Genomic DNA, 21,592 nt, shown 5'->3' on the forward strand with positions numbered 1-21,592 from the left:
AAAACATCAGGCTGCCTGCCTTTTGCGCCCGGCACAATCCCTGCGCACGCCTTGAGGCGCTTTATCAGTCGCGCTTGAGGCGCAGAAGGTGACGCTCCCCTTCCTCGCCCGGCACTTCCAGCACCAATGTCTCGACCAGCGAGACACCCATTGGCAGGCGGGCAATCTCATCACTGGGGATGCGCCCTTTCATGGCCAGCCATTCGCCGCCCTCGGCGAGCACGGCCGCCGACAGATTGACGAAGGCATCGGTATCGGCGAAGGCACGCGAGATGATCTGCTCGAACGGCGCGCCATCATAGGCTTCGATGCGTACCTGGGTCGGGCTCAGATTCTTGAGGCCCAGTTCATGGCCGGCCTGAATCTGGAAGCGCACCTTCTTGCCATTCGAATCCAGCGGCACGACGGCGATGTCGGGACGCATGATCGCGATCACGATGCTGGGCAGGCCCGGGCCAGCGCCGACATCCAGAAGGCGTGGCCCACTGATATAAGGCAGCACACTGAGGCTGTCGAGCAGATGGCGAGTCACCATCGCCTCCGGCTCACGTACCGCGGTGAGGTTATAGGCGCGATTCCACTTGTGCAACAGCACCAGCAACGTCATCAGCTGGGCGTGCTGTTCCTCGCTCAGCGCCACTCCCATGGCGCTGGCACCACGACTGAGCAGCTGAGCGCAACGTTCACGCTGTGTCTCGTTGAGCGTCTGGCTCATTGCGCGACTCCCGTGTCAGTCGTTGCGGCATCTGCGGGTGTCTCCGCCTTGATCAGCTGACGCTTCTTCAAGTGAATCAACAGGATAGAGATAGCTGCCGGCGTGACACCGGAAATGCGACCGGCCTGGGCCAGCGTCGCCGGGCGCGCTTCGTTGAGCTTCTGCTTGATCTCGTTGGAGAGACCATCGACGGAATCATAATCGAGGCTGGTCGGCAGTTCGGTGTGCTCGTGACGGCGCAGGCGGTCGATCTCTTCCTGCTGACGCTGGATATAGCCTGCGTACTTGGCAGTGATCTGCACCTGTTCGGCGATGCGCCAGTCGTCGACCCCTTCCCCTTTCAGGCCTGCCACATCCGGATACTCGAGCTCCGGACGCTTGAGCAGCTCCATCAGGCTGGCTTCGCGCTTGAGCGGCGAGCTGAGCTTGTCGCTCAACGGGGCCAGTTCCGGGCTCTTCGGCATCAGCCAGGTGCTCTCGAGACGCGCGGTCTCGCGGGCGATGGCTTCACGCTTGCGATCGAAGGCTTCCCAGCGGGCGTCATCGATCAGGCCCAGCTCGCGACCCTTGGCGGTCAGACGCAGATCGGCATTGTCCTCACGCAGCAGCAGGCGATATTCGGCACGCGAGGTGAACATGCGGTACGGCTCGCGTGTGCCGAGAGTGATCAGGTCATCGACCATCACACCGGTGTAGGCCTCATCACGCAGCGGATGCCAGGACTCGTCGTCAGTGGCGCGCAAGGCGGCATTGACGCCCGCCAGCAGCCCCTGGGCACCGGCTTCTTCATAGCCGGTGGTGCCATTGATCTGGCCGGCGAAGTACAGGTTCTTGATGAAACGCGTCTCCAGGGAGTGATGCAGGTCCTGGGGATTGAAGAAATCGTACTCGATGGCGTAGCCGGGACGCGTGATGTGCGCGTTCTCCATGCCACGGATCGAGCGCACCACCTCGAGCTGCGTATCGAAGGGCAGCGAGGTGGAGATGCCGTTGGGATACAGCTCATGGGTATTCAGGCCTTCCGGCTCGATGAAGACCTGGTGGCTGTTCTTGTCGGCGAAGCGATGCACCTTGTCCTCGATGGACGGGCAGTAACGCGGCCCGATGCCATCGATGACGCCGGAGTACATCGGCGAGCGGTCGAGATTGGCGAAGATGATCTCGTGAGTGCGCTCGTTGGTGTGCGTGATGTAGCAGTTGACCTGCTCCGGCTGCATCTCACGGCTGCCCATGTAGGACATCACCGGACGCGGCGTGTCACCCGGCTGGGCTTCCATCTTGCTGAAGTCGACGCTCTTGGCATCGATGCGCGGCGGGGTGCCGGTCTTGAGGCGATCGACCCGGAACGGCAGTTCACGCAGACGCGATGCCAGGCCATTGGCGGGCGGATCACCGGCACGGCCACCGGCATGGTTGTCCAGACCGATATGGATCACGCCGCCGAGGAAGGTCCCGGTCGCCAGCACCACCGTGGTGGCGTGGAAGCGGATGCCGGTCTGGGTGACGACACCCCGCACGGTCTCGCCTTCGACGATCAGGTCTTCCGCACCCTGCTGGAACAGCGTCAGGTTCGGCTGGTTTTCCAGCACGTTGCGTATCGCGGCCTTGTACAGCGCCCGGTCAGCCTGTGCACGAGTGGCACGCACTGCCGGCCCCTTGCGGGCATTCAGGGTACGGAACTGGATACCCGCCATGTCGGTGGCCAGGCCCATGGCACCGCCCAGCGCATCGATCTCCTTGACCAGATGGCTCTTGCCGATCCCGCCGATGGCGGGATTGCAGGACATCTGGCCCAGCGTCTCGATGTTATGGGTCAGCAGCAGGGTCTGACGGCCCATGCGGGCAGCAGCCAGTGCGGCTTCCGTACCGGCATGACCGCCGCCGATGACGATCACGTCAAAGCGGTTCGGGTAATCCACGTTGGCACCTCGGGGTATCACGAAACTTGGGTGAAGCGCTGTTCGCTGGTTGGCGAAGCAGGCAAATCGGCCAGGCAGGGCGATGAATCGATGCCTGGGTGAATCAAGGACTGCCAGACGGCATGGCGAATGATGTCCGTCGCCGAAGGCATGTGCTCGACCGGTGAGGGAGCTTGCAAGCCAGCAGGATGACGTCCGGGCCGCACAGTATAAACCGCCTGTGGGTAAGCGTCAGGAGTTTTCCACAGCGCCTTGTCCTGGCAGCCCATGAGCGAATGCCCGGGTTGTTTCTTCTGGGGCATCAATCCACGCCGTGACGATTCACGAGTCTTGCGGATACGACGCGTCGATTTTTCGGCGAGGGATGCGCTACCCAGACAGCCGTTCGTTATCCCGAACACTTCGGGTTCGGCGAGTTCACGTCAGGTCGATCGTGAGGTCTCGGTCCGTCCTTCGGGTTTCCGGATAACAAGATTATATAAAGAAAAGAAAAAGGGGTTCTGTTGATGTTGTAATTACTGTTGTGGACAAAATCAGTGGGAAATCGACTTTATCCGTTACAAATCAAAAGCTTACGATGTTGATATAGTTGGGGAGAAAATGCGGAGTACCTGAGGACGCCACCGGTCGCTTCCTGTGGATGAAATGCGCCCTTGTCCACAGCCCCGATTATCCCCTGATTCATACCGAGCTGGTACCCGACTTTTCTGCCCTGCTGTGCACAAGTGGCGTTGTTACCCACAACCCCTAGTGCTGCATGGCCTGACGGCAAGAAGGCCGCGGATAATGCCGGAAAATGTCCACAGAGGCAAATGTCGATTTCCTGCGCTGCCCAAGGCTGTAGACAGTCATGGGATAAGTGGTGCATGAATGGCTACAGCCTTCGCCAATGGTGCCAATGACGCGACGCGACCCAGCCTGTGGATACTTTTTCGCTTGTTTTGCCCGTGTCGGCCGCTGAGATTGCCTGAACGCTGTCCCGGCGGCTCACGGTGCACGTTATCCTCGTGTGGTTTTCCGGCTAGGCCCCTGATTTATCCCTGTTTTCCACACGCTAAAGCGACGCCTCAGCGAGGACTGCCAGGCGGGGAAAGCGTCATTCGTTCGAGCGCCAAGGCGTGTTTGCGTGACCTGGCAAGGGGGTGGCCGGGGCCAAAAAAATTCGTTTTTTTCTTCTCGAAATGCCGACAGATGGCACGGGGAGAGAAGATTTTTCATCGTTTGGCGATCTGCAGGGCTCGCGAGGGCCTCTGAGGACAAAAAAATGCCCCGACCTGACGGTCGGGGCATGCCCGCTGCACGCATGGCAGCGGGTAGGGTCTTCACGTGCTCAACGCTTGTCTGACCAGTGGCTCAGCGAGCCTTGTGGAAGGCGCTCAGTGGGACAGTACGCGGGCCAGGAAGCTCTGGGTGCGTGGATGTTGCGGCGTATCGAAGACCTGCTCTGGCGTGCCTTCCTCGACGATGCTGCCCTGATGGATGAACACCACCCGGTCTGCCACTTCACGGGCAAAACTCATTTCATGGGTGACGATCATCATCGTCATGCCTTCGCGGGCCAGCTTGCGCATGACATCTAGCACCTCGCCGATCATTTCCGGGTCCAGCGCCGAGGTGGGCTCATCGAACAGCATCAGGCGCGGTTCCATCGCCAATGAGCGGGCAATGGCCACGCGTTGCTGCTGGCCGCCGGAGAGTTGCCCCGGGTACTTGTCGGCCTGCTCGAGAATATTGACCCGCTCGAGCAGCGTATCGGCTTGCTGCTCGGCCGCCGGTCGCGAGGTACCGCGGACCTTGATGGGGGCCATGCTGACGTTGTCACGCACGCTCATGTGCGGGAAGAGGTTGAACTGCTGGAAGACCATGCCGACTTCGGTGCGTATCGCCTTGAGCGCCCTGTGGCTCTTGCCGTGGGGGATCAGCGAATGCCCATCCACCTCGATGTTGCCGTCCTGAAACTCCTCCAGGCCGTTCACGCAGCGAATCAGTGTCGACTTGCCGGAGCCACTGGCCCCGATGATCACCACCACCTCCCCCTGGGCGACCTCGAGCTCGATGTCCTTGAGGACATGCAGGCTGCCGAAATGCTTGTTGAGCTTGTGCATCTTCACGATGGCAGTCATGGGGCACTCCGAACCGGCGCTGCATGCCGGAAGGTCGTCAGAGAAATGAGATCAGGCAGAAGGAGAGATGGCGCGGCTATATCCGTCACGTGTGGGGGGCAGAGAGACATCATTGGCCCACCAACCCGCGGCGCTCGAGCATCCGCAAGCCAAATGACAGGCTGAGGGTGATCACCAGATATAGCAGCGCGACCATGAAGTAGGTTTCCAGCGCATTGAAGGTCGTGGCGATGTAGATCTGCCCCTGACGCACCAGCTCACCGACGCCGATCACCGAGAACAGCGAGGTGTCCTTGATCGAGACGATGCCCTGGTTGCCCAGCGCAGGGATCATGCGGCGCAGCGCCTGGGGCCAGATGACATAGCGGAAGGTCTGCGGGGTGGAAAGACCGAGTGACAGGCCGGCTTCCCGCTGGCCACGGGCGATGGACTGCACGCCACCGCGCACGATTTCCGAGATATAGGCCGCCGAGTTCAAGGCGATCGCGGCGATGCCGGCGGTCAGGGCATCGATGGGGCCACCGATGATCTGCGGCAGGCCATAGAAGATGAAGAGCACCTGGACGAGCACCGGGGTGCCACGGAAGATCTCGATATAGGCGGTAGCGATCCAGCTCAGGAGGCGGCTGGGAGACAGGCTCAGCAGTCCGAACAGGATGCCGAGCACGAAGCCGATGGCGAGGCCACCGAAGGAAATGGCGAGGGTCCAGGGAATGCCCTCGAGCAGGTAGGGCACCGAATCGAGTGCGGCCTGCCAATCAAACTGGAACTGAACGTCCACGGGGGGCTCCTTGGCACGAACCTCTCATGCGCCGCTGGGCGCGCCGGAGGTTCGAGACGACCGACATTCCGGCAGGCTGTCGCTGCCGAAATGTCGTGATGATGATCTGCACTACGCGACGTGAGGCGTCTGAGGCGAGTCGAAAGCGGCTTACTGGCTGTCGCCGGGCATGGCGCCGAACCACTTCTGGTAGATCTCGGCATAGCTGCCATCGGACTTCATCTCGGCCAGCGCCTCGTTGGCGGCCTCGGTCCACTCGCTGCCTTCGGTGAAGGCGATGCCGTATTGCTGGCCTTCATAGAGCGGCCCCACCGTCTTGACGCGTCCATTGCCCTTGGTCTTGGCGAAGTAGCCGACGTTGGGGGCATCGTAGAAGACGGCATCGACGCTGCCGGACATCAGGGCCATGTACATGTCGGCACTGCCCGGGTAAGGCGTGATGGTGGAGTCACCGAGGTTGGCGGTGAGGTAGTCGTAACTGGTGGAGCCGATCTTGGTGCCGATCTTCTTGCCTTCCAGGCCTTCGATATCCTCGATGTCGCCGTTGTTGGCCGAGGTCAGAATCTGCAGGCCGGAGTCATAGTAGGGATCGGTGAAGTCGACGATCTTCTCGCGCGCCTCGGTGATGGTGATGCCGGCGATGGCGACATCGACACTACCGGTCTGCACGGCCGGGATGATGCCATTGAAGTCCATGGTCTTGAGGTCGATATCGAAGCCGGCGCGCTCGCCGATGGCATTGAGGATGTCGATATCGAAGCCGACCATCTCGCCGCTTTCCTGGTCGAGCATCTCGAAGGGCACGAAGCTCGGGTCGGTCGCCGCCTTGAGGGTGACGGCATGGGCAGCGCTGGCCATGAAGGTGGCGGCCGCGAGGCCAGAGAGGGAGGCCAGCAGGTGAGATCTGCGCATTTTACATTCCTCTTTATATTTAGATTTTAGGATGTATAGCGTTTTTAGATTGACGAGCACACCGGACCCCGTCAAGTCTCCCGCTGCTGCCATGCGGCGAAGGGAAGCTTGCAAGCCACTGAGATGACGAAAAAAAATCGCCCCCTACCGGTTCCCGGTAGGGGGCGATCAGGCGTCAACAAGGCGCCAATGTCGTGCGCGGGCCTGTCAGCCCTGACGGTCATACGCTCTCTGGTCAGACCCTCAATGATCAGACCATGAAGGAAGACCCGCAGCCACAGGTGCTGGTGGCGTTGGGGTTCTGGATCATGAAGCGGGCGCCCGCCAGACCTTCCTCATAGTCGATCGTCGAACCGACCAGATACTGGTAGGACAGCGGGTCGATCACGATGGCGGCTTCGCCCAGCTCGACCACGGTGTCGTCATCGGCCAGATCGGTGGCGATATCGAAACCGTACTGGAAGCCGGAACAGCCGCCGCCAGTGACGTAGACCCTGAGACGCAGCTCCGGGTTGGCTTCTTCCGCGCGCAGCGCTGCAATCCGGGCACTGGCGCGCTCGGACAGGTACAACGGCGTCGGGATGAAGCTTTGTGCTTCGCTCATGCGGGCCTCCTGGAAGGAGTCGGAGGCCGGACGCTGAAGACAGCGCCCGGCACGGTATAGAGAACGGAATGACGCCTATTATCCCTATATCCGAGCAAAAGGGTCAACTTTGTCTGACGTGCTGCCTTGCGGGCGTACGCTGGCGGTTCAGGGCATCATCGCCGGCGCGCCGATACCTATCATCTCATCGAGACCGAACATCAGGTTGAGGTTCTGGATGGCCTGACCTGATGCGCCCTTGACCAGGTTGTCGATCACCGACAGCACCACCAGGGTGTCGCCGTTGCCCGGACGATGCAGGGCGATGCGGCACAGATTGGTGCCACGCACGCTGCGCGTCTCCGGATGGCTGCCCAGCGGCATGACATCGACGGCGGGGTGATCGGCGTAGCGCTGCTCGAACAGCGCCTGCAGATCTTCCAGCGTGCCGCTGAAGCCGCTCAGACGCGGATAGAGGGTGGAGTGGATGCCGCGGATCATCGGCGTCAGGTGCGGGACGAAGGTCAGACCGACCGCGCTGCCGGCTGCCAGGTCCAGCCCCTGGGTGATTTCCGGCAGGTGACGATGGCCGTAGGCGCCGTAGGCCTTCATGGACTCGCCGGCTTCACACAGCAGCGAGCCGACCTTGGCACCGCGACCCGCGCCGGAGACGGCGGACTTGCAGTCGGCGATGATGTTGTCGGTCTCGATCAGGCCGGCTTCCAGCAGCGGGATCAGGCCCAGCTGCACGGAGGTCGGGTAGCAGCCCGGCACCGCGATCAGGCGCGCTTCGCGGATGGCATCGCGATTGACTTCCGGCAGGCCGTAGACGGCTTCGCCGAGCAGCTCCGGCGCGCCATGCGGCTGGCCATACCACTCGGCCCAGACGTCGGCGTCCTTGATGCGGAAGTCCGCGGACAGGTCGATGACACGCGTGCCGCGTGCCAGCAGATCGCCGGCCAGGGCGTGAGCGACACCGTGAGGCGTGGCGAAGAACACGGCGTCACAGGCGGCCAGCACGTCGGCATCCGGCTCGCTGAACGCGAGGGTGTCGTAGTGGCCGCGCAGATTGGGGTACATCTCGTCGACACGCACGCCCTTCTCGCTTCGCGAGGTGATCACGGTCACTTCCACCTGCGGATGGCTGGCCAGGAGCCTGAGGAGTTCCACTCCGGTGTAACCGGTGCCGCCGACGATACCTACCTTGATCATGCTGCCTCCCCGCCTTCGGGCGGTGTCCTGTTGATGCGAGATGTAATCTTGTGTCCGATCTGCTGCTGCGACCTTTGGTGGCCTGTGCGCGAGACAGGCGTTGCGCCATGCTGTGCCGAGGTTGTCGGATTGCGCACGGTCGCGACGGTTCGCAATCGATATGATACACAGGTGTCAGGCGGGCAGTAATGCGCTGCCGACATGGATGTCCTCTGTCATTGCCAGTGCCTTCAAGGAGTCGTGAGTGTCACGCCTGACGCGTCCGCATCTGCCTCGTCCCAGTCTCGACAATTTTCGGCGCAAGCTGGCGGCGGTCGATGCACTCCCGCAACTGTGTCTGCTGGGGCTGGTGGCAGGGCTGCTGACCGGCTCATTGATGGTCGGTTTCCGCCTGCTGTTGAGCGCCGGTGCCCTGGGCTTCATGCCCGATGACAATCCGGAGAACTTCGAGGGACTTGCCCCCTGGGTGCGCGCCTCGCTGCCGCTGCTGGCGGTGCTGGTGATCGGCATCGTGCTGGGGCGACAGCATCCGGCGCAGCGCAAGCTGGGCATCGGGCATGTCATCGAGCGCCTGACCTACCATCAGGGCAAGATGCCGCTGCGTGCCTGGCTCAATCAGGTCGTGGTCGGGGTCGTGAGCGTGCTCGGCGGTCTGTCGGCGGGGCGTGAGGGTCCGGCGATCCACCTGGGCGCCGGTGCCTCGAGCTGGATCGGCGAGCGCCTCAAGCTGCCCAACAATAGTCTGCGCGTGCTGGTCGCCTGTGGCACGGCGGCGGGCATCTCCGCCTCCTTCAATACGCCGATCGCGGGAGTCATCTTCGCCATGGAAGTGGTGATGATGGAGTACACCCTGATGGGCTTCATGCCGGTGATTCTGGCCTCGACCACCGGCGCGGTGGTCACGCAGATGGTCTACGGCTCGGCGCCGGCCTTCGCGGTGCCCTCTCTGCTGCTGCATTCCCTGCTCGACCTGCCCTGGGTCATCGTCACGGCGCTGGTCATCGGCCTGCTGGCGGGGGGCTTCGTGCATCTGGCGCGTCAGCAGGCGCGCGTGGCACACCTGTCATGGGGGATGCGCATGGCGCTGGTCGGGGTCTCGACGGCCGCCGTGGCGTGGTGGTATCCCCAGGTGCAAGGTATCGGCTATGACAGCCTGGCCCAGCTGCTCGACGGCCAGCTGGCGCTGGATATCCTGTTGGCGCTGGTGATCGGCAAGCTGGTGCTGTCGGCCCTGTGCGTGGCCTGTGGCGTGCCGATCGGCATCATCGGTCCGGTGGTGGTGGCAGGCGCCGCTGCCGGGGCCTTGATGGGCATGCTGGGCGGCTGGCTGTTGCCGGACCAGGCCTCGGACATCGCGCTTTACGCCCTGCTCGGCATGGCGGCGATGATGGGCGCGGTGCTTCAGGCGCCACTGGCTGCCCTGATGGCACTGCTCGAATTGACGCATTCGCCGAATATCATCCTGCCCGGCATGCTGGCGGTGGTGGTGGCAGGCCTGACCTGTCGCCAGCTGTGTCACTGCCAAGGCTTCTTCATCTCGACGCTGACGGCGCAGGGCCTGCATCCGCTCCAGCAGCCATTGATGCAGGCGCTGTCGCGGGTGGCGGTGCCGGCGGTGATGGAGCGCTCGCTGGTCAGCGTGCCGCGCCGCATCACGCGTGAACGCGCTCGCGCCCTGCTCGACAGCAAGCCGGTCTGGCTGGTGGTCACGCGCTCGACGCCGGAAAAGCCGATGGTCGCGCTGCCGGCGGCGGATCTGGTGCGTGTGCTGATGGATGAGCACTGGCGGGAGCAGGAAGAGCTCGACCTGCTCGAGATCCCGGCTCAGCGTCTGGATCTCGCGCCCATCCACCTGCAGGCTACCTTGTCCGAGGCCTATGAGCGGCTGCTGCCCAGCGATGTCGATGCCCTCTATGTCGAGCACACCACCGCACCGATGATTCGCAAGATTTCAGGTATCATCACGCGGGATGCAATAGAGAGCTACTATCGCTATACGCCCTGACGCGCGCCATGGCACCTGCTTCTCAGGCGTGAATTCGCTCTGCGCGCGCCTGGCCGCGACCGCATACCGCATGGGCCTTGGCGGTGCCACATGCCATCGTGGCGATCCGATTGCTTCATCCGCGCGTCCACTTTCTGACCTTCCCGACCCTGACTGACGGAGCTCCCTCATGTATCTGTGGATCAAGGCTTTCCATCTGATTGCCGTAGTGTGCTGGTTTGCTGCCCTCTTCTATCTGCCGCGCCTGTACGTCTATCACGCCCAGGCGCGTGATGCCGGCGACCACAAGGCCATCGAGTACTTCAAGACCATGGAGCGCAAGCTCTATCGCGGCATCATGATGCCGTCGATGATCGCGACCCTGGTGCTGGGGATCTGGCTGCTGGCGCTGGTGCCGAGCTTCATGAGCATGGGCTGGATGCACCTCAAGCTGACCATGGTCGTGCTGCTGGTCGGCTATCACCATGCCTGTGGCCTGTATCTGAAGCAGTTCGCCGCCGATACCTGCAAGAGAACCTCGCGCTACTTCCGCTTCTTCAATGAAGTGCCGGTGCTGATGCTGGTGGTGATCGTCATCTGCGTCATCGTCAAACCGTTCTGAGGGTTGGTTCCGCCATGACCGAGTGCTCAGCGCAATTGCCCTACGTACTGGTATTGGCGGGGCATGATCCCAGTGGCGGCGCGGGTCTGATTGCCGACAGCGAGGCGATCCGCGCCGGTGGCGGCTGGGCGCTGACGGTGCCGACGGCACTGACGGTGCAGAACTCCTGCAATGTGCAGGCGGTGATCCCGCAATCGGGCGAGTCGATGCTCGCCATGGCCCGCACCCTGTGTGAGGACTTCCGCCCGGGCGCGCTCAAGATCGGTCTGCTCGCCAGCGAAGCGGCGCTCACGGCGTGCGTGACGCTGATCGAGGAACTCCAGCAGCGCTGGCCGGGGTTACCCGTAGTATGGGACCCGGTGCTCAAGGCGGGCGGCGGGCTTGAGCTTTCCACCGAGTCGCTGATCCATCAGGCGCGTGAGAGCTTGCTGCCGCATGTGGATGTGCTCACGCCCAACCGCGCGGAGCTTGCGCGGCTGGCGGCCTGTCCCACGGGGACGGGCGACGGCCGACTCGCCGAGCATCTGCTGGCGGCAGGCGCCGGGGCCGTGCTGGTCACCGGTACTGATCCTGTCGAGCGCGATGCTGATTCGCTGGCTGAGCCGTCGGTGATCCATCGTCTGTATCGCCGTGACCACGCCACGCTCGCACTGGACTGCCCGCGGCTGACGGGCAGCTTCCATGGCAGCGGCTGCACGCTGGCCTCGCACCTGGCGGTTCGTCTGGCACGCGGCATGACGTTGCCATCGGCATGGCAGGCTGCCCAGCAGGCCACCTGGCAGAGTCTCGTCGATGGCCAGCAACGTGGGCGGAAAGGTGCGCTGCCCGAGGCCCAGTTTCTGCCCTGGCGATAGCGCTATTGCCCCTTTCGACGCCGGCACCCCTTGCGCTCGCGCGGCTGCAACTCACCCGTGAGTCGCGTTAAGCTGTCGCCATCGACGGCATTCGGGTTATCCACACCCCCTTGCCGCCCCGAGGCTATCGGGCCGTTTCATCGCCTGTGGACAAGCTGCATTCACGTTATCCACAGCGTCTTTATGTCTGATCCCCCTTTTCTCCATTTTCGCGGCCGATGGGCCGCTCGCCGCTTATCAAGAGGTATGTCATGACCACGTCCGCTGCCCAGTTCGAACGCGCCAGCCGTCATATTCCCGGTGGCGTCAACTCGCCGGTCCGCGCCTTCAAGGGACTGCATCGTCCGCCGGTGTTCATCGACCATGCCAAGGGCGCGTATCTGTTCGATGTGGAGAACACGCGCTATATCGATTACGTCGGTTCCTGGGGACCGATGATCACCGGCCACGCCGATGAAGATGTGCTCAGCGCCGTGCGCGAGCGTCTCGAAAGTGGTCTGTCCTTCGGTGCGCCCACCGAGATCGAGTCCGAGATGGCCGAGCTGATCTGCGAGATGCTGCCGAGCCTCGACATGGTGCGCATGACCAACTCCGGCACCGAGGCCACCATGTCGGCGATCCGCTTGGCGCGGGGCTTTACCGGTCGCGACAAGATCGTCAAGTTCGAGGGCAACTATCACGGTCACTCCGACTCGCTGCTGGTCAAGGCCGGCTCCGGCGCGCTGACCCATGGCGAGCCCAGCTCCCCGGGCGTGCCGGCCTCGCTGGCCGAGCACACCATCACGCTGGACTACAACGACGCCGAGGGTGTGCGCCGTTGCTTCGCCGAGCTGGGTGACGAGATCGCCTGCATTATCGTCGAACCAGTCGCCGGCAACATGAACTGCATTCCGCCGGTTCCAGGCTTCCTCGAAAGCCTGCGTGAAGTGTGCGATGCCCACGGCAGCGTGCTGATCCTCGATGAGGTGATGACGGGCTTCCGTGTTGCCCTGGGTGGCGCTCAGGCACATTACGGCATCACGCCGGACCTGACCTGCCTGGGCAAGATCGTCGGCGGCGGCATGCCGGTGGGTGCCTTCGGCGGCAAGCGCGAGATCATGCACCATCTCTCGCCGCTGGGGCCGGTCTACCAGGCCGGGACGCTGGCAGGCAATCCGCTGGCGATGGCCGCTGGCGTCGCGCTGCTGCGCAAGCTCAAGGCGCCCGGCTTCCACGCCGAGCTTTCACGCAAGGTCGAGATGCTGTGTGAAGGTCTGGAAAGCCGTGCCAAGGCGGCAGGCATCCGTCTGATTACCCAGCATGCCGGTGGCATGTTCGGTGTCTTCTTCACCGATGACGCAGAGGTCAGCAATTTCGCCTCCGCCACGCGCTGTCGTCAGCAGGATTTCGTGACCTTCTTCAACGCGATGCTCGCCGAAGGCGTCTATCTGGCGCCGTCCGCCTATGAAGCCGGCTTCATGTCCGCGGCGCACACCGATGCTGATATCCAGGCCACGCTGGATGCGGCTGAGCGGGTCTTTGCGCAGATGTCCGCATCGAACTGAGTGAGACGCGAGACAGTACCTGAGTCCGCGGGTTGGCCAACGCAGACAGGAACCCGCTCGGCAGGCTGCCGGGCGGGCTGCCATCCGGTACACTTGTCGCCAACGATAGCGATTGCGCTAATGACCTTATAGCCAGCTTGCCTTAGCGGAGACGACCTTGAGCCAGGCCTTGATTCGAGCCCTTCACACAGCCGATTGCTTCGATCACCCCGTGAAGGATATCGAAGTGCACGAGACGCATATCTCGTGGATCGTGCTGACCGGCGACTACGCCTACAAGATCAAGAAGCCGCTGGATTTCGGCAGCTTCCTGGATTTCTCGACCCTTGAGCGCCGCAAGCTCCTGTGTGAACAGGAAGTGCGCCTCAACCGCCGTCTGGCACCGACGCTGTACCTGGATACCGTGGCGATCTCGGGCACGCCCGAAGCTCCGCGCATCGGAGACGACAGTGCTGTCTTCGAGTACGCGGTCAAGATGCGCCAGTTCTCCAATCGCCATCTGTTCAGCGCCCTGCAGGCCAGTGGCGAGCTGTCGCTGGAATTGCTGGACGATCTGGTCGACCAGCTGGTGGCCTTCCACGAGCAGGCCGAGCGCATCCAGGGCGATAGCGAGCTGGGTAGCCCGCAGATGGTCAGTCGTACCATCGACAACGAGTTCGAGCTGATTCGTCCGCGCCTCGGTGATGATGCCGAGGCCATCAAGCGACTCGCGCTGCTCAAGCAGTGGACCGAAGAGACCTTCCAGCGCCTCAATCCCGAGTTCGAGCGTCGCTGGCAGGAAGGCTTCGTGCGTGAGACTCACGGCGATATCCACTTGGGTAACGCCGTGCGCCACGAAGGCCGTGCCCTGCTGTTTGACGGCATCGAGTTCAATGAAGAGTTGCGCTGGAATGATGTCGGTTGTGATCTGGCCTTCCTGGTGATGGATCTCGAAGCGCGTGATGAGCAGGCCTTTGCCCATCATGCTCTCAACCGGTATCTCGAGCTCTCCGGCGATTACTCGCTGGTGCGTCTGCTGCCGTACTACAAGATCTATCGCGCACTGATCCGGGCCAAGGTGGCGATGATTCGCTATCATCAGCCGGACCTGTGTGAAGCGGATCGCGCCGATGTGCTGGCCGAGTACGAGCGCTATATCGGGCTGGCGGAGCGCTATAGCGAGATCCGCTTCCCTTATATGATCATCGGTGTGGGTGTCTCCGGCAGCGGCAAGAGTCGCTTCACCGAAGAGATGGTGCGCGAGCTGGGCGGTGTACGCATTCGCAGCGATGTCGAGCGCAAGCGCCTGTATGGCTTTGCGGCGGATGCCGATACCGAGTCCGGGCTCAATGGCGGCATCTATACCCCCCAGGCCACCCATGCGACCTACGAGCGACTCTCGAATCTGTCAGCCACGCTGCTGGAATCGGGTATCCCCGTCTGCATCGATGCCACCTGCCTGAAGAAGGTGCAGCGTGATCGCCTGCGTCATGAGGCAGAAGCCCGTGGCCTGCCGGTACTGATGATCAGCTTCGAGGCCGATGACGAGACGCTGCGCAAGCGCATCATCAAGCGTAGTCAGCGCAGTGGTGAGGCTTCCGAAGCAGGTCTGGAAGTGCTCGACAAGCAATTGGCCAATCGCGAGCCATTTGCGCCAGAAGAGCATGGTCAGCTGGTCCATATCGACACGACAGCGCCCAACGCCAATGTCACCTTGGCTCGCCTGATTCGTGAGCAGCTCAGGCTGCATTGAGACGAGCGATAGTTGTCATGGGGCATGGCGGGATGACCGCCATGCCCTTTTTTGTATTGCATAGTGCGCTCCCGAGTGAGCCTTGGCTTTCGTTGGGAAGCTATGCATCTGGAAAGGAAATATCATGCGCCAACAATGGGTAAATACCGCCGCCGCTGCCATCAGTCTGGCACTGCTCGCGGGCTGCTCCAGCCAGCCGACAACCGCTGATCTCATGCGCGGTCAGGCTGAGGAAGCCAAGGCCGTCGCCAAGGTGCGTGATCAGCTGGCCGATAATTGGGAGAGCGGCAAGTCTCTGGTGGCCGCGGGTGAGAAGCAGGTCGTCAGTGGTGAGAATCTGGTCAATGATGGCGAATCCAATATCGCCAAGGGCCAGGCGCTGATCGACAAGGGCAATGGTCAAATCAAGAAGGGCAAGGCGCGGATCACCAGCGGTAACAAGCAGGTCAGCAAGGGCCGCCAGATGGTGGATGAAAGCCTTGAGAGTTATCGCAAGTCCTTCCCGGAGAATTCCGTGACACCGCCAAAGAAGTAACTTGCCGCTGCGATAGATGTTTCGCGGCTGGTACTGGAAGGCCGCTGACAACCCTGTCAGCGGCCTTTTTCATTATATGGATCCACCGGGCGGAAAAACGAAAAACCCCGCTTGCGCGGGGTTCTGTAAGACATCCTGGCTGGGGCGTGATCAGTACTGCATCACGTTGGCTACGTTGCCACCGCCAGTCTGGGTCACGCTGGAGGTATTCATCGCACCTGACTGTGTCACGTGGGCACTATTGGTCGCGAAGCTCAGGAAACCTCCACCCTGTTGGAGAATTTCTGAACGATGGCCACTGCCTGACTGAATGACGTGGGCATGATCATAGGCGCCGCTCTGGGTGATCAGAGAATCGCTGTTGCTGCCAGTTTGAACAACGATGGCCGCATTTTTATAGCCACTCTGAATATTAATGGCCAGGTTGTTTTCTCCGCTCTGACTGATATCGGAGTACTGCAGCATATCGGACTGTGTCACTAGTGCGGTGTTTTGCATCCCGCTCTGATTGATCAGAGAGTCGTGTGAGCTACCCTCCTGAGTCACACGTGCGACCTGTAAATCACCTGCTTGAGTAACGGTAGAGTCACTGCGCGAACCGGCCTGGTCGACGACGGCAATACCCATAGTGCCTGTCTGTGTCACGGTCGAGTTATGGAAGCGCCCATCCTGGGTGACACGAGCGCGGTTATATTCTCCTACCTGCAGGACATCAGAATCATGCTGGTAGCCTGTCTGAGTGACACGTGCGATGGCATGGCTGCCCTGCTGGGTAGCGCTGGATTTGTTGAACACGCCCTCTTGTGACACGACTAGCAAGTTTTCACGCCCAGCCGGCGAGCCACTGGCGCCCTGCCAAGAGGAAGATTTGTTTGCAAGGCCTTGCTGCGTGATACGCGCGGTATGCTTGTAACTTTTCTGGTTCATATCGACAGTGTTACGGACACCCTTTTGATCCACGATGCCAGTATTTGTGCTGCTATATTGGGTGGTTTTTGCGCGGTTTCCACCACCGACCTGATTGATGCGGATAACATGATTGACACCGTTCTGATAGGTCTTGGCCTTGTTGAAAGCACCTGTCTGATCGATATCACTGTTGTGGTTGCTATCGAGAGACCCGCCATTACGTGATGTCTGGTCAACATTGGCCATGTTCATGAAGCCAGTCTGATCGACATCTGCGGTGTTGTTGTCTGCCATCGCCTGAGAGGTAAAAGCAATCGCGATAGCCAGCAAGCTCATTTGAATTTTCATGGTTTGTTCCCTTGTGTAGATCATTTTTCGAGTAGTGTTTTTATTATTGACTTGCTTCTGGTCATGCATCCCCTGACATGATGGCGGTCTGGTTTTCGTGATCCGCGACATCATGTTGTACTGCTACTGCTCTTTTATGGCCTTGCCAGAAGGTTGTATTCGTCATGCAGGACTCTTGACTACATATAAGTGAGAATCTCTCCTGGCCAGGCAAAATTCGTATTGGCGATTCGATGAAAGCGGGTATTCAGCCACCACCTTCACAAGCATCATCGTCATATAGCGATGTCATGCGAGCCATCGTGGTAAAGATCACTGTTGTATGACCTGGACACGCATATGGCCCCGTGAATATTGAGTGATACTTGCCGGTACCTGACTACTGGCCTGTTGTAGAAGCGTGGCGCTTCCCCCGATGCCTGTCTGCTGAATGCTGGCGCTTTGCCCAACACCTTGCTGAATGATCAGCGCATCATGATATTGGCCATGCTGAAGAATGCTTGCCTCATGCAGGGCACCCTCTTGCAGTGTGTATGCCGTGTTTCCATTGCCATATTGGTCGACCCCTGCTTCATTCAGGACACCGCTCTGGTCAATCAAGGAGGCGTTGCCATTACCATGCTGAACGATCATCGCCGAGTTATAAGCGCCAGATTGCTCGATGACCGCCACTGAGTGGCTGCTCCCCAATTCGGAGGTGGTCGCCAAGTCATTGGCCAACACCCACAAGCTGAGTGTCAGTGATGAAAAGAAAAGGCAGGCCTGTAGCATTCTTCTTTGTTGATGCTTTGCCGAAGCCATGGCGTGAGTCCATCCAGGTGACCGTCTAAGTGCACTAACTATTGGTCTTTATCGAGGCCATCACCATCAGTCCTTTTCGGGTTTATGAGGGCTAGAGATTGCTACTCATAATGTCTTGCCCAATAGCGGTGAGTAATGACAAAGAGTGGCCAGATTTTCAGCACCGTTCAGGGAGGTATTACTGTTGACGGTATTAGGTGCATGATATTTCATGCTTTGTTGTTTTAATTGTTTCTTATATTTTGCGCAGATATGAAAAAAGGCAGCCACCTCTTGCGAGGTGACTGCCTTTTAAGGAAGAGATAAACACCGCGAATACCACGATGCTCTCTACGGGGTCTTGAATGTGGGCTGGCTCTACAACATCGGGGTCGGGGCTTGCAGGTAATCCATCAGCTCTGATGTCTGAAGGCTGTCCGGGTCCTGGAGAACCCAGAGCTGGCGTTCGACGCCTTGCGCAATCAAGTGAATCACGGCAGATTCAATGGCGGACATTACCGCCATCTGTACGGGTTCATTGCTGGTATACCCCGCCTCCATCTCCAGCAAGCGACTGAAATCGATGAAGCGATAGACGCCCGCCCTCAGCTCGCGTGAGTAGATCGTCTTGCTGGTATTGACGTTGGCGATGACCTGCCCCGTGGTGATATCGACAGCACGCAGATTGACCGTCACCTGGTCTACCTGATACTGACCAGAGGCGCCGATCCCGAAGTATTCCGCGCCCGCCCCGCCTGTTCTGACATTGGAGTCGAAGGCGATGATGCCACCCTCGAACAGCAGGTTGGCGGCTTGCAATGCGGCAAGATCATTCTGTCCCGTGCGTTCCATGTTGGCGCGGATGATCTTGCGCTCTGTCAGCAGGTTCTGCAGTCCCACGCGCTCGAGGGGGATGAACCAGCCGGAGTCCGACAATGCGGCGCTCAGCATGGCGGCGCCGCCCTGGGTGACCGCCGTAGAGAAGGTACTGGCAGGGGCAGGCCGGTACTGCCCCGTCTGGTCACGGAAGTCATAGATGGCGACCGGAATACGTCCGGCGGGAGGCGGCAGACTGATCAGATCCTGATAGGTGGTGGTTCTTGGCATCAAGGTGCTGGGCACCCCTTCAAGACCCTGGGTATTGGCGACCATCGGCGCACAGCCAGCAAGCGCCAGGCTGGCAACGGCCAGCATGGAGGTGAGTGTCTTCATTGAGCGAACCCTTCATCAGTAGCGGATCAGAATGTATTGCCTGATGTGCCGAGGTTGATGACGGTGGTTTCACCTGTGGCGCGGTCAAGCACCTGCATGGAGAAACCGCCATTGCCGTTACTGATGACTTCGACACGCAGCTGAGCGCTGTCGATCACGCTGGAACGGCCGGGCTCTGTGGAATCGACAGCATCGGTGATGGCATCGGATACCAGGCTATTGCGCAGGTCGCTGATGAAAAGTTCTGTTTCGGAAAGACTATCGAAGGAGTAGGCATCAGGATCCTCGTGGGTGTCCTGGGCCTGGGCCTTGCCAAGCAGGTAGCTGCCATTGAGAGGATTGCCACCGAAACTCGGGTTGATGGGCTGATAGATGAGTTCACCGGCATATAGCGGCATCGCCGATAACAGCAACGACACCGCGAGTGTCTGATGCTTCATGATGTTCCCCTGTTCCCTTGCGTATTGTCAGGGTCTCCGTGTCCGGAGCCCATTTATTATGTCGGTCTTCAATACATCAGAATTCGTCACCGGCCATGTCCGGGTCGTTGCGCAGGGCTTCCATGACCTTGCGACGCAGGAACTGGTCGGAGACGCTTGATACAGCGGCGCTGGCGTACATATCCACGTCATTAAGGCGCGGAGGGAGCGTCGCTTCGTACAGAACGTTGTTGCCTTCGGTGATCCAGATGAGGCTGCCCCAGCGTGCTGAGGGGCGTTCATGGATGCTGAGGGATGTGTTGCGGATGGCTGGGCTATCGAGGCGTTGCTGGCTGAACTGGCGGAAGAAGGTCTTGCCGATCATGGTCATGGTGCGATCGATCATCACGCCGCTGAGACCGTCGGAGAGCGTGGGGCGAGCGCGCTGGATGGCGACCCCATCTTCCCCCTGACGGCGAGCCTGCTGCTCTTCACTGGCAACGGATACCTCGGGTCGCACCGCCTCCGGCGCGGATTGCGCGAAGGCGGGCGACAGACTGAAGCATGTCAGTCCCCAGGCGACCACCTGGCGGCTTGTCATGCCCCAACCGTTCACGACATCTGTGCTCTGCGAGCGATGCGTGGGGTGCGCGAGACAGGCATTGCCAGGTTCTGACGTGCCCAGTTCATGGCCTGAATGCGGTTATGCACCTTGATCTTGCGGAAGATGTTGTAGAGATGTGACTTGACCGTGTGTTCACTGACGAACAGCTGGTCAGCAATCTCGGTATTCGAGGCACCCGTGCCCAGCAAGCCGATGATTTCCACCTCACGCTGGGTCAGACCACAGACCGGGCGATAGGCGTTGAGCTGCTGACGGCGATAGAAATCCAGCAGGCGGGTCATCAGCGGTCGGGACATCCACATGTCGCCTTCCAGCAGTTTCGCGATGCCCTTGCTGATCAGTGAGAGGCTGTCCTGTCGGTAGAACACGCCTTGAAGATGGGTGCTGACCAGCAGGCTGGCAGCTTCCTCTTCATCACTGATGTTGATAGCGGCCAGCTCTGCGCTGGCATCCTGGCTGGCATCTGCATCCCAGCGTTGCATCGTGCCTTCATCGACGTGGTCGGTGTCCAGCAGCACTATCGTTCTCTCTGCCTGCCCGGGGGTGTAATCCTCGTCGGGGCTTGCGGAAGCCACCTGACACTCAAGCTGCTGGCGAATGTAATCCATGAAAAGCGCTGACTGCGGATTGCAGTCAGTCACCAGCAGCACCATTGCGTTCCCTGTAATCATGGTGCGAGACCTCTGAGTTGTCGTACCGATTTTTCTTGGCGGAGCCATATCTGAAGTGTGGTTGGGTGAGTCGTGTAGCACTGCACTCATTCACGTCGGGCATTACGCGCTGAGCACCTTTATAGGATTGCGCGATAGTGGGGATAAGGCAACCTCTAATCAGTACTTGCTAAAATAACCAGTTTATCCTTCCCCTCCAGTCCTGATTAGACCCAGAAAAAGAATAGGAAAAACAGTACGTAAACCTGATGAAATTAGCGCTGGTCATGATGGCCCTTCTCGAGAGTGCAATGAAAACCAGACCTTTGCGCTTTTTATACCAAGCTTTCCACTGGTTCAAAGGTACCACAGATCTAATGCTGGAAGGCTTCTCTTCAATGTCATTATGTAACCGGGCTTGTCTTTTTGTATCCCCGCATTCGAGGGGGGGGCAGGAATGCGACGCAGTACTGCGCATGAGTCATTTCACTCTTGAAAAGTGAAGCGCTTACTACGCGTAGCCGGCGTGAGACATGCCCTGTCGCTGTGGTGACCTCACAGATCCACCAGCTGGAAGAGATGCTCGTCCAGCGTCACCTGAGCCTCAGGATTCCGGCTCCGTCGTGCGCTTGGGGATGTAAAGGTTGAGGTGCTCGTGGGCCCACTGGATCGCCTGATGGCGGTTGTGGACTCTGATCTTGCGAAAGATGTTATATAAATGAGACTTCACGGTGTGCTGGCTCAACATCAATCTATGCGCGATATCTGCATTACTTTGCTGTGACGCAATGAGTGACAATATTTCCAGTTCACGTTGTGTCAGTCCCATGACAGGCTGGAAGGCAATCTGCTGTTGTTGACGATAATGACGAATCAACGTCTGCATGATATTGCGAGTCAGCCAGTTTTCATTCTCGAGTATCTTGCCGATACCCTTGCTGATTTGTTCAAGGCTATCCTGGCGATAGAAGATCCCGCTGAAAGGAATATTCAGAAGTAGTGAGATCCCGGCTTATTCATGAGGCCGACCTGAAAACGAAGGTGGCGAGTGGTTTTCTCTTGTAGAATCATGATGTTCCTGCCAGAACACGATTCAAGAGGACCACTCGCCATGGGTGAAACCCTAACGACCT

General features: G+C 60.1%; 21 protein-coding genes. 6 read left to right on the plus strand and 15 right to left on the minus strand.

Annotation, left to right across the window (positions count from 1 at the left end; all coding sequences use genetic code 11):
• Positions 1-64: 64 nt before the first annotated feature.
• From rsmG to argC, 8 genes are all read right to left on the minus strand, one after another.
• Positions 65-715, minus strand: coding sequence for a 16S rRNA (guanine(527)-N(7))-methyltransferase RsmG (gene rsmG, locus IZU87_RS13425; RefSeq protein ID WP_043331700.1), 651 nt, complete (start codon positions 713-715; stop codon positions 65-67).
• Entirely contained in the window at positions 712-2,634 is a 1,923-nt protein-coding gene (gene mnmG, locus IZU87_RS13430) for a tRNA uridine-5-carboxymethylaminomethyl(34) synthesis enzyme MnmG (RefSeq protein ID WP_213114850.1), read from the minus strand. The genes rsmG and mnmG overlap by 4 nt, the downstream gene beginning before the upstream one ends.
• 17 nt (positions 2,635-2,651) lie before the next feature.
• Positions 2,652-2,936 carry a hypothetical protein gene (locus IZU87_RS13435; RefSeq protein ID WP_213114851.1) on the minus strand — a complete coding sequence of 95 codons (285 nt, stop codon included), beginning with the start codon at positions 2,934-2,936 and terminating at the stop codon, positions 2,652-2,654.
• A gap of 1,074 nt (positions 2,937-4,010) precedes the next feature.
• Entirely contained in the window at positions 4,011-4,757 is a 747-nt protein-coding gene (locus IZU87_RS13440; protein ID WP_249330610.1) for an amino acid ABC transporter ATP-binding protein, read from the minus strand.
• A gap of 109 nt (positions 4,758-4,866) precedes the next feature.
• The gene (locus IZU87_RS13445; protein WP_213114852.1) at positions 4,867-5,538 is read right to left on the minus strand and encodes an amino acid ABC transporter permease; all 672 of its coding nucleotides are present in this window, start codon (positions 5,536-5,538) and stop codon (positions 4,867-4,869) included.
• Between the two features lie 150 nt (positions 5,539-5,688).
• Complete coding sequence (locus IZU87_RS13450) at positions 5,689-6,450, minus strand: transporter substrate-binding domain-containing protein (protein WP_213114853.1); 762 nt, start codon at positions 6,448-6,450, stop codon at positions 5,689-5,691.
• 250 nt (positions 6,451-6,700) lie between these two features.
• Positions 6,701-7,054 carry an iron-sulfur cluster insertion protein ErpA gene (gene erpA, locus IZU87_RS13455; protein ID WP_043331693.1) on the minus strand — a complete coding sequence of 118 codons (354 nt, stop codon included), beginning with the start codon at positions 7,052-7,054 and terminating at the stop codon, positions 6,701-6,703.
• Positions 7,055-7,201: 147 nt separating this feature from the next.
• The gene (argC, locus tag IZU87_RS13460) at positions 7,202-8,245 is read right to left on the minus strand and encodes an N-acetyl-gamma-glutamyl-phosphate reductase (protein ID WP_213114854.1); all 1,044 of its coding nucleotides are present in this window, start codon (positions 8,243-8,245) and stop codon (positions 7,202-7,204) included.
• Between the two features lie 253 nt (positions 8,246-8,498).
• On the opposite strand from argC, the gene IZU87_RS13465 reads away from it, so the two are divergent.
• The 6 genes from IZU87_RS13465 (at position 8,499) to IZU87_RS13490 (ending at position 15,516) form a co-directional block, all read left to right on the plus strand.
• Positions 8,499-10,250 carry a chloride channel protein gene (locus IZU87_RS13465; protein WP_131432849.1) on the plus strand — a complete coding sequence of 584 codons (1,752 nt, stop codon included), beginning with the start codon at positions 8,499-8,501 and terminating at the stop codon, positions 10,248-10,250.
• A 169-nt stretch (positions 10,251-10,419) separates the two neighbouring features.
• A complete protein-coding gene (gene hemJ, locus IZU87_RS13470) occupies positions 10,420-10,851 on the plus strand; it encodes a protoporphyrinogen oxidase HemJ (protein ID WP_043331686.1) in 432 nt (143 codons plus the stop codon).
• Positions 10,852-10,865: 14 nt separating this feature from the next.
• The gene (gene thiD, locus IZU87_RS13475) at positions 10,866-11,705 is read left to right on the plus strand and encodes a bifunctional hydroxymethylpyrimidine kinase/phosphomethylpyrimidine kinase (RefSeq protein WP_213114855.1); all 840 of its coding nucleotides are present in this window, start codon (positions 10,866-10,868) and stop codon (positions 11,703-11,705) included.
• Between the two features lie 251 nt (positions 11,706-11,956).
• Positions 11,957-13,249, plus strand: a complete 1,293-nt coding sequence (gene hemL / locus IZU87_RS13480) for a glutamate-1-semialdehyde 2,1-aminomutase (RefSeq protein WP_043331681.1) — start codon at positions 11,957-11,959, stop codon at positions 13,247-13,249.
• Between the two features lie 211 nt (positions 13,250-13,460).
• A complete protein-coding gene (locus tag IZU87_RS13485; RefSeq protein WP_225347450.1) occupies positions 13,461-14,981 on the plus strand; it encodes a bifunctional aminoglycoside phosphotransferase/ATP-binding protein in 1,521 nt (506 codons plus the stop codon).
• 124 nt (positions 14,982-15,105) lie between these two features.
• Positions 15,106-15,516 (plus strand): hypothetical protein, encoded by a 411-nt coding sequence (locus IZU87_RS13490; protein WP_213114856.1) that lies wholly within the window; start codon positions 15,106-15,108, stop codon positions 15,514-15,516.
• A gap of 150 nt (positions 15,517-15,666) precedes the next feature.
• Here the strand turns inward: IZU87_RS13490 and IZU87_RS13495 are convergent, their stop codons facing one another.
• The 7 genes from IZU87_RS13495 to IZU87_RS13525 all read right to left on the minus strand — a co-directional run bounded on the left by IZU87_RS13495 (position 15,667) and on the right by IZU87_RS13525 (position 21,345).
• Positions 15,667-16,773 (minus strand): hypothetical protein, encoded by a 1,107-nt coding sequence (locus IZU87_RS13495; protein WP_213114857.1) that lies wholly within the window; start codon positions 16,771-16,773, stop codon positions 15,667-15,669.
• 312 nt (positions 16,774-17,085) lie between these two features.
• Complete coding sequence (locus IZU87_RS13500; protein ID WP_131431072.1) at positions 17,086-17,574, minus strand: hypothetical protein; 489 nt, start codon at positions 17,572-17,574, stop codon at positions 17,086-17,088.
• A gap of 357 nt (positions 17,575-17,931) precedes the next feature.
• Positions 17,932-18,765 (minus strand): CsgG/HfaB family protein, encoded by an 834-nt coding sequence (locus IZU87_RS13505; protein WP_213114858.1) that lies wholly within the window; start codon positions 18,763-18,765, stop codon positions 17,932-17,934.
• 26 nt (positions 18,766-18,791) lie between these two features.
• On the minus strand, positions 18,792-19,205 hold the full coding sequence (locus tag IZU87_RS13510; RefSeq protein ID WP_054556371.1) for a curli assembly protein CsgF: 414 nt from the start codon (positions 19,203-19,205) through the stop codon (positions 18,792-18,794).
• Between the two features lie 76 nt (positions 19,206-19,281).
• A complete protein-coding gene (locus tag IZU87_RS13515; RefSeq protein ID WP_192839021.1) occupies positions 19,282-19,785 on the minus strand; it encodes a CsgE family curli-type amyloid fiber assembly protein in 504 nt (167 codons plus the stop codon).
• Between the two features lie 11 nt (positions 19,786-19,796).
• Complete coding sequence (locus tag IZU87_RS13520) at positions 19,797-20,480, minus strand: LuxR C-terminal-related transcriptional regulator (RefSeq protein ID WP_043331668.1); 684 nt, start codon at positions 20,478-20,480, stop codon at positions 19,797-19,799.
• Between the two features lie 583 nt (positions 20,481-21,063).
• Positions 21,064-21,345, minus strand: coding sequence for a response regulator transcription factor (locus IZU87_RS13525; protein WP_213114859.1), 282 nt, complete (start codon positions 21,343-21,345; stop codon positions 21,064-21,066).
• Positions 21,346-21,592: the final 247 nt, after the last annotated feature.

The organism is Cobetia sp. MC34 (assembly GCF_018340035.1).
GTDB lineage: Bacteria > Pseudomonadota > Gammaproteobacteria > Pseudomonadales > Halomonadaceae > Cobetia > Cobetia amphilecti.